At 68.0% G+C, this 8764-nt stretch carries 9 protein-coding genes; 4 read left to right on the top strand and 5 right to left on the bottom strand.

Going from position 1 to position 8764, the window contains the following annotated elements; all coding sequences use genetic code 11:
* Positions 1–170: 170 nt before the first annotated feature.
* The 5 genes from QH196_RS06860 to QH196_RS06840 form a co-directional block, all read right to left on the bottom strand.
* Complete coding sequence (locus tag QH196_RS06860) at positions 171–605, bottom strand: hypothetical protein (RefSeq protein ID WP_280414906.1); 435 nt, start codon at positions 603–605, stop codon at positions 171–173.
* A 208-nt stretch (positions 606–813) separates the two neighbouring features.
* Positions 814–969: a hypothetical protein gene (locus tag QH196_RS06855; RefSeq protein WP_280414905.1), complete on the bottom strand. Its 156-nt coding sequence runs from the start codon at positions 967–969 to the stop codon at positions 814–816.
* 284 nt (positions 970–1253) lie between these two features.
* Positions 1254–2546 (bottom strand): APC family permease, encoded by a 1293-nt coding sequence (locus QH196_RS06850; RefSeq protein ID WP_280414904.1) that lies wholly within the window; start codon positions 2544–2546, stop codon positions 1254–1256.
* Between the two features lie 98 nt (positions 2547–2644).
* Positions 2645–3904, bottom strand: coding sequence for a multidrug effflux MFS transporter (locus QH196_RS06845; protein WP_280414903.1), 1260 nt, complete (start codon positions 3902–3904; stop codon positions 2645–2647).
* Positions 3901–4752, bottom strand: a complete 852-nt coding sequence (locus QH196_RS06840) for an alpha/beta fold hydrolase (RefSeq protein WP_280414902.1) — start codon at positions 4750–4752, stop codon at positions 3901–3903. Before QH196_RS06840 ends, QH196_RS06845 begins: the two co-directional genes overlap by 4 nt.
* A gap of 102 nt (positions 4753–4854) precedes the next feature.
* On the opposite strand from QH196_RS06840, the gene QH196_RS06835 reads away from it, so the two are divergent.
* The 4 genes from QH196_RS06835 (at position 4855) to QH196_RS06820 (ending at position 8595) form a co-directional block, all read left to right on the top strand.
* Positions 4855–5340 carry an FAS1-like dehydratase domain-containing protein gene (locus QH196_RS06835; RefSeq protein ID WP_280414901.1) on the top strand — a complete coding sequence of 162 codons (486 nt, stop codon included), beginning with the start codon at positions 4855–4857 and terminating at the stop codon, positions 5338–5340.
* Positions 5337–5750 (top strand): acyl dehydratase, encoded by a 414-nt coding sequence (locus QH196_RS06830; protein ID WP_280414900.1) that lies wholly within the window; start codon positions 5337–5339, stop codon positions 5748–5750. The genes QH196_RS06835 and QH196_RS06830 overlap by 4 nt, the downstream gene beginning before the upstream one ends.
* 86 nt (positions 5751–5836) lie before the next feature.
* On the top strand, positions 5837–7159 hold the full coding sequence (locus tag QH196_RS06825; protein ID WP_280414899.1) for an aromatic ring-hydroxylating oxygenase subunit alpha: 1323 nt from the start codon (positions 5837–5839) through the stop codon (positions 7157–7159).
* A gap of 131 nt (positions 7160–7290) precedes the next feature.
* Positions 7291–8595 carry a deacylase gene (locus tag QH196_RS06820; RefSeq protein ID WP_280414898.1) on the top strand — a complete coding sequence of 435 codons (1305 nt, stop codon included), beginning with the start codon at positions 7291–7293 and terminating at the stop codon, positions 8593–8595.
* Positions 8596–8764 lie beyond the last annotated feature (169 nt).

Here is an 8764-nt window from a genome sequence, read left to right as displayed (position 1 = left end):
CCCCCGCTCGGGGGGGGGTTGTCGAGCGTTGTGGACTGAACTTTACGCCCATCCTCTCTGGGGGGGGCGCGCCGCGGGCCTGTTTTCACTTGGTGGGGGCGCCGGGCGGGGGGGCCCCCCCGGCCGGGGGCCCGTTCGGTCGATGGGGCAACCGCCCGGTACGCGGACCGTCAGCGGCGGGAGTTGTCCAGGTGGTTCTGCACGTCACCCGGTGTGGGCGGCTCACCGCATTGCATCCCGCAGCGCTGCTCTACGGGGACCTGGGAGCCGTCCGGATAGGTGCAGCTCGCGCTGTCGCAGTTGTAGTCGATGGTGTTCGGGTCCATCGGCAGCGGTTCGGTGTAGTACGACCACGCGAAGGTGTCGCTGCCCGAGACGGGGGAGCAGTAGACGGTGGTGCCGTCCGCCAGATGCCCGACCTGTCCCGGTGCCGAACAGTAACTGTGCAGTTCGACCAGCGGATTCGGGCCGTTGTCGGCCTGGACCCGGTCGAGGGTCCCGGGGAGAGCGGCCGCGGGAGCGGCGGCGAAGAAGAGGGCGGCGGCCCCGACGGTCGCGCCGAGAAGTCGGGGGCCGACGCGCTGGAAACGCGCTGTTGGCCTCATGGAAGTTCCGTTCTGTCGAGTTGGCAGATCCCGACCGGTCGGACCGATTGATATTAGCTATGACAACTCGGCGGTGGCAATGCCCGTTTCCCCGTGACCGCAACCTGAATGTGCAGGCTGCACAATCTGGCCCTGCACGCTTCCACCCCGCGGGCATACTCCGCGGGGTGGTGAGGGGACTCTTGGCAGTCGGGTTGTTGCCCGCGAGTCAGATACAGACCTCGGCGCTGCCCACCGGAACGCAGATTTCGACCGAGCCCAAACCCGGGATAACCGGTTGGGCCGATGCGGCAGGCGCTGCAATTACGCCCAGTGCCAGGGCTATGGTGCTCGCGGCGAAGAGCTTGGTGATTCTGGCTGTCATAACGTTTCCTCTGATCGGCTGAACAGTGACGTCATTCGCGCACGGACTCAGTGTTCGCCGGTGCGGGCCCCGATACCAGACAAGGAACCATCAATTTCCGCGTCCCGAATCACGGTGGGGTCGCCGCGGCTCGGTGGGAGGTCGCGCGGAGGTCACAGAGGCCGCACCGCGATACCCGGGCGCTGGTGCGTTCACATTCGGCGGCGCGGTGTTCCGGGCAACTGCCGCTCGGACGAGCCCGTACTCGCAGATGTCCGCCCCGGAAACGCTCCGGACGCTATGTCCTAGTGGCGTATATCCGAGTCCGCAGGGCCGCTCGAACCCGCCCGGCGGCGGATGGCATACACCAGGGCACCGAGCGCAACGACGAGCGCACCTGTGATAACCGACTGTGCGGGCAGGCTGAATGCCAGCACCAGACATCCCGCCACGCCGACCACCGGAATCAGCCGTCGCGGTCGCCCCTCGGACGGCCGCAGCGTCCATGCCGAAGCGTTGGCGACGGCGTAGTACACCAGCACCCCGAACGAGGAGAAACCGATCGCCGCGGTGATATCGACGGTTGCGGCGGCGACCGCGACCACCGCCCCGACCGCGAGTTCGGCGCGATGCGGTACCGCGAAACGCGGATGCACCGCCGCGAGCACATGCGGCAGATGCCGGTCCCGGGCCATGGCCAGCGTGGTCCGGGAAACCCCGAGGATCAATGCCAGCAGCGACCCCACCGCGGCGACGACCGCGCCCGCACGCACCACCGGCGTCAGCCAACCGGCGCCCGCCGCGCCCACCACATCCGACAACGGAGCCGTCGCCGTCGCCAACCCGTCTGCGCCCAGCGTTACCAGCGCCGCGACGGCGACGAGCGTGTACACGACCACGGTGATCGCCAAGGCGATCGGGACAGCGCGGGGGATGGTGCGGGCGGGGTCGCGTACTTCCTCACCGAGCGTGGCGATCCGCGCGTACCCGGCGAACGCGAAGAACAGCAATCCGGCCGCCTGGAGTACGCCGCCCGCGGAGAATCCGGCCCCGGACCCCAGCTCCGGACCTGTCCCGCCACCGAGGGCCGCCGCGACGACCACCGCGGCGAGCACGGCCAGCACGATCGCCACGATCACCCGGGTCAGCAGTGCAGACTTCTGGACCCCGCGATAGTTCACCGCGGTCAGCGCGATCACCGCACCGGCGGCCACCGCGTGCGCGTATTCGGGCCAGGCGTAGGCACCGACCGTCAACGCCATCGCTGCGCACGAAGCGGTCTTGCCGACGACGAAACACCAGCCCGCGAGATATCCCCAGAACTCCCCGAGCCGCTCCCGCCCGTACACATAGGTACCGCCGGATGCCGGATACCGCGCGGCCAGCCGAGCCGACGAGGTGGCGTTGCAATAGGCCACCACCGCGGCCACGGCCAGCCCGAGCAGCAGTCCCGAGCCCGCAGCCCGCGCCGCCGGCCCCAGGGCCGCGAAAATCCCCGCCCCGAGCATGGCACCGAGCCCGATCACCACGGCATCGGCCACCCCCAGGCCGCGCCGCAATTCTCCCGGCTCACCGGCAGCGGAGGTCTCGGACACCATGCTCCCCTCGCGCGCGGCCGGGCCGCAGCTATCGAATCGGTTCGCCGCCGATCGTAGAGCGCGCAGCGGGCACGGGCAGCACTCGCGGCGCCGGTTCACTACCCGGCCGCTGCCCGTTCGCCGGTCGTTCGGCCGACGGTTCTGCCACCGCGTGCAGCGACGAAGCCGGCGAGGGCGAGGGCTGCGGCGCCGGTCATGACGATCGCGATCGCGCGGGCCGAATTACCGAGCAGACCGACCGCGGGCGCGGCGACCGCTGCGGCACCGAACTGGGCGAAACCGACCACCGCGGCGGCAGACCCGGCCGCTGAACCGTGCCGGGACAACGCCGAGGCGACGGAGTTCGGCATCGCGAGCCCGGTGGCGCCCAGCAGCACCATCAGCGGTATGGCGAAGCCCGTCAGCCCACCGGTATCCGTAGCGGACACAACGACGAATACTGCGCCGGTGATCACGCTCACCAGCAGTGATACCAGACAGAGGCGATCGGGGGACCAGCGGCCGAGTAACAACACATTCAGTTGTGACGCGCCGATCAGTGCCACGGCCCCGACCGCGAAGGCGAAACCGTAGAGCTGGGGGCTCAACTCGAATTGGTGCTGGAGAACGAAGGCCGATCCGGCGATATACGCCCATAGGGCCGCCCTGACAAGTCCACAGACCAGGACCAGTAGCACGAAGACGCGGTCCCGGATGAGGACGCCGTAGCTCCGCAACGCCGAGACGGTTCCACTGCGGGTCCGCGCGGCCTGCGGGAGTGTTTCCGGCAGCGCCCAGCAGCCGAGCGCGACCATCACCACCCCGAGGCCGGCGAGGGCGAGAAACACCCCGCGCCAGGAGACCACGGAGATGAGCAGGCCGCCGATCGAGGGAGCCAGCACCGGCGCGACCCCCATCACGAGCATCAGTCGTGAAAGAACGACCGCGGCCCCCCGGCCGGTGAACAGGTCGCGGACCACGGCCATGGCGATAACCGCGGTGGCCGCGGCACCGACGCCCTGGAGTACGCGTAAGCCCGCGAGTACCGCGACCGAGGGGGCGAAGAAACATGCCACCGAAGCGGCGACGTGGATCGCCGACCCGGCGATCAAGGGCCGGCGCCGGCCGTAGACGTCGGACAGCGGACCGATGACGAGCTGGCCCAGCGCCAGTCCGACCAGGGTTGCGGTGAGGGTGAGCTGGATCGTGGCGTCGCTGGTCCGCAGATCGGCGGCGATCACAGGTAGGGCGGGCAGATACATATCCACCGTGAACGGACCCAGTGCGGTGAGCACGCCGAGAGTCAGAACGAGGCGAAACCGGTTGTGGTGGACAGGTGTTTGCGCGTCCGCGGTCTCGCGTATCCTGCCCGCGATCACGGATGCTGCTGGTTCAGGAAACCGGTTACCACGCTGTAGTAGTCGTACGGGCGTTCCTCCTGGAGGTGGTGCGAGGCCCGGTCCATGACGTAGAGATGACCGTGCGGCACCATCCGGGCGAGCATCAGCGGGTAGTCGGGCGTGAGGAACGCGTCGTGCATACCCCAGGCGAATAGCACGGGCGCCTGAATCGTCCCGAGTTCGGCCGTCAGATCCTGCCAGTCGCCGCGCGGATTGTCCGACCGCGCTGCCAGTGCGGTTTCTCCGGGATCCAGGCTCTGCTGATACCGCATCTCGAGGGTTTCCTCGGGGAGCCGGCTGCCGTCGAACCATTCGAGTCCGGTGATGAGCCGGCGCATCTTATCCCGGGTCGGCCCTTCGCCCCCGTAGTAGACGTCGCGGGCATTGCGGCCCCGGCGGCCGGCCTCGGGCAGCGGTGCGAGAGGTCCGTAGAACACCGGCATACTGCCCGTGATCACCAGGGTGCGGACCCGCTCGGGGTATTTGGCCGCGAGGTTGAGCGCGATGGTGCCGCCCCACGAATTACAGACGAAATCCGCGCGGTCGATACCGAGTTCGTCGAGCAGGGCCACCATTTTCGCGGCATGGAAATCCCACATCGGACCGGTGATCGTGCATTTATCCGATTTTCCGTACTGCAGCAGGTCCACGAGCAGCGCCCGGCGGTCCCGGGCGAACAGTTCCGCGACGGGTCCGAAGTCCGACCAGGCGGTGCAGCCGGGACCGCCGCCGTGCAGGAAGAGCGTGGGCGAACCAGCCCCCATGTCGTGATAGTGGAATTTCACACCGGCCGCGGTGGCGTACAAGCTATTCGGTCGAGATGCCATAGGCACACTCGACCGCATACCGGCGCGGGGCCAAAGGTTCGCGGTCCGCTGGACGGTCCGGGACTGTTGGCCGTCGGGGCCCGGGATTCCTAGCGTCGGCCCATGACAGATGATCTGGAAACCGTGCACGCACGGGCTACGGCGCTGCTCGGTGCCGTGGACAGCCGGGAGCTCGGCCCGGTGCGGGCCGCGGAGTCCGTGGCCTTCGCACGGGCCTGCGGGGAAGACGATCCCCGGTATCTCGACGCCGCGCACCCAGCGTTTTCCGTGCATCCGCTGTACCTCCCCAGCCTGCTACGCGGGCCCGCGGGTGCCCTGGAAGACGAGTACCGGGCCGACGGCATGTTCGCTGACGAGGTCCCGGGTACGGCGGGTCTGGCCGTCCGGCTGATGGCGGGTGGACAGAGCATCGATTTCCATGGGCCGGCGCCGCTGGGGGAAGAGATCGTGGTGCACCGCACCGTGCACCGGGTCGAGTGGAAAGGCAGCGGTAGCGGGCGTTTCGTACTGATCACCGTCGGCAAGATCTATCGCGCGGCGGTAACCGGAGACCTCGTCTCGGTGACGGAAGGGTTCATCGTCCGATGAAGGATATTCGCATGGTGCGGGCCGGGGATATGGTCGATCCTGTCGAGTTGCGGACCGACCCGGTTCGCGTGCAGCGTTTCGGCGCTGCCACCCACAATGCGCACCGAATCCACTACGACACTCTCGCCGCGCGCGCCGAGGGCCTGGCCGGCCCGGTGGTGATGGCGCAGCTACACGGCACGCTCTTCTTCCGTGCGGCAGCCCGGTATGCCGGGGACCCGGCCGCTGTGCGCGCGGTGAGCTGGCAGAACCGGGCGCCGGCTGCCGTCGGTGCGATCTTGACCGTCACCGGTGTCGTCGCGGAGATCGAGGACGGCGTGCTGACTCTGTGGTTGGAGGAGCGCGACGAGGCGGGAACTATCTGCGCGATCGGTCGCGCCGTGGTCGGCGCCGAGTCTCCGGTCTGCTGAGCGAACCCGATCCATTGGGTACCGCGGCCGCCGCACCCAAGATCGGTGCCACCGGACGATCTCGCATCGAGAGGAACTGAACCCATATGACTGGTGTCGAGGCACCGGCCACCCGGCCCACGCTCCCGGAGCGTGCGCGGGCGGCGGGCCGGCAGGACTGGACGGCCTGGCCCTACTACGACCAGGCCGGTAGCGGCTACCGCGGGTATTGGTATCCGGTGACGTGGTCGAACCACATCACCGGCAAGCCCACGAGCCATACGATCTGCGGTGAAAAGCTGGCGCTGATCCGTGACAACGGAACTGCCTACGCCCTGCACGACCGGTGCCCACATCGTGGTGTGCCGCTGTCGGAGGGGGATCAGCAGTTCCCGGGTACCGTCAGCTGCCCCTACCACGGCTGGACCTTCCGGCTGACCGACGGCGAACTCGCCGCCGTCATCACCGACGGTCCCGATTCGAAGGTCTGCGGAAAGCTCGCGGTGCAGACCTATCCGGTGGCCGAACGTCTGGGCCTGGTGTGGGTGTACATCCCGATCGGGAACGAACCGGCGCCACCGATCGACGAGCAGCTGCCCCGGGAACTGGTGGAGAACGAGGGCATCGTGGGCGGCCGGATCCAGCCGCGCCGCGGCAACTGGCGTTTCGCGTGCGAGAACGGGTTCGATGAGGGGCACGCGAAATACCTGCACCGCACTTCGCTGTGGCGGCTGTTCAAACCCATGCCGACGTGGAATATCACCCGGATCGTGCCCGATGGCCGCTGGATCTACCGGGTCCAGGACGAGGTCCACTGGGAGGCCGAATTCCCCGGTGTCGGCACATGGACCAACAAGCGCTGGTGGAAGAAGAAGCCGGACGAGACGCAGATCTCCCAGATCGGCAACGTGGGAGCCGGATTGCGTACCAACCCGGTGATCGAGGCACAGAAATTTCCCGGCTTCGCCTCCTTGTCGATGCCGGGTGTCCTGCGCATCGCCTACCCGAACTTCATCCACTACGAGTTCTATGTTCCGGTGGACGACGAACGGCACAACTATGTGGGCCTGATGGTCAATTTCGTGACCGGGGTGCGCAAGCTGGGGTTCTACGCGAAATACCTGGGCGCCATCCGCTGGTTGTTCCACGGCCAGTTCTCCGGCCAGGACGAATGGATGGTGAGTGTCACCGACGCACCTCCGGAGAAGCTCTACCGGCCCGATATCTCGCTGACCGCATGGCGCAATCTCGCCGAAACGGAGTACGCCGACAAGGTTGCCGCGGCCGTGGCTCATCAATCGGCAAAGCCGGAACGGCCCGTACGAGCGCGGCGGACCCCTGGAAAAACCACAGCCGCAGCGCGGCCCGGCCCCGCCGAAACCAACGGTGCGCCGCAGCCCGGTGCTCCGGCAGCCGCAGAGACCGAGTAGCGAAAGGACGATCCCATGCGCAGAATTCTTGCCGGTTTCGCGGCCGGGGTATTGCTGGCAGTCGGCGCCCCGAAAGCCTGGCGCTTTCTGGCCGCGCGGAACAACACCCAGATTCATCAGGTCACCCCGCAATGACGGCCGTGGCCGGCCCACTCGCAGGGCTCGACGAACAACGCCGCTCCTGGACCGAGCAGGCTTGGGCTGCTGTGGATTACGCACTCTTGCGAGAACGGGTTACCGGATTGGTCGATATCGCCAGTCCCACGGGCGATGAAGCACCGCTGGCGCGGCATATCACCGAGGTGTTGGCGGGCGCCGGTATCGAGGCCCACACGATGGATCTCGACGACCGGCAGGCCAATTCATGGGCTCGCGTGCCCGGTGACGGCACCGGCCCGGACCTGATGTTCTACGCCCCGATCGACACCGTGACGAGCGGAAACGCCCTGGAGGACCTGCCCTGGGCGGGCGATACCCTGCGTCCGGATATGACGGCGCGGGCAACGGTGGACGGCCACTATGTCACCGGGCTCGGCGCCTCGAACCCGAAGGGACACGCCGCCTGCGTCATGGCGGCGGCGGAAGCGGTGCATACGGCGGGAATACCGCTGACCGGTGACCTGATCGCTGCGTTCGGCGCCGGTGGTATGCCTACGAACGCCCGGCCGGAGGCCGGCGGTTCGCGGCGTAATACCGGCCAAGGCGTCGGCTGCTCGTTTCTGCTGGAGCAGGGGGTATGGGCGGATTTCGCGCTCATCGCCAAGCCTGGATGGACCGTTTCGTGGGAAGAGGTCGGACTGACCTGGTTCGAGATAGTCGTACACGGCACTCATACCTACGTCGGTTCGCGGCACCGGCTGCCCTATCGCAACCCGGTGGCGCTCGCGGGCGCCGTGGCGGAGCGGCTGGAACAGTGGTTTCCGAGATACTCGCAGGCGCATCAGGACGGACTGGTGTGCCCGCAGGGCATGATCGCCAACATCCGCGGCGGATGGTCGCGTACGGCCTCGTTCACGCCGGAACAGGTGCATATGATGGTCGACCTGCGGCTGAGCCCACGGACAACCCCGACCGCCGCCAAACGGGAACTGCTGGCCGCGGTGCGGGCGATCGCCGATGAACTGGACGCCAGCATCGATGCCGAACAGATACTGGCCATCCCCGGCGAATCCTCGGATCCGCAAATGTGGCTGTGCCGCAGTGCCGTAGATGCCTGGGAGGCGATGACGGGACAGCCGCATCACGAGGTACGCGATGCCAGCGGCGCGACGGACGCCAATATCCTGCGGGGCCGGGGGATACCGACCGTCCGGGTGGGCATGCCGAAGGTGGCCGACGCGCCGTTCGACGTGGATTTCGCGCGGGGAATGAACACCGTGGATCTGCGGGCGGCCGAACAGTTCACCCGGTATCTCGTCCGGGGGGGCCGGGGTTAAGGGGCCCCGGCCCCCCCGGGGTTTTGGTTTTGGAGGTGGGGGATATTTTTTTGGGGGGGGGGGGGGGCGGCCCCCCCGGCTAAATTATCATTTTCGCCGGCGCCGGGGGGGGGGGGGGGGCCCTCCCCGGGGGCGGCATTGGTGGCCACGACACCCGCCGGTACCAAAC

It is taken from the genome of Nocardia carnea, assembly GCF_029868325.1.
In the GTDB taxonomy this organism is placed as follows: Bacteria; Actinomycetota; Actinomycetes; order Mycobacteriales; family Mycobacteriaceae; genus Nocardia; species Nocardia carnea_C.
The sequence above is the reverse complement of the archived record's forward strand: the minus strand, read 5'-3'. Positions and strand labels throughout refer to the sequence as shown.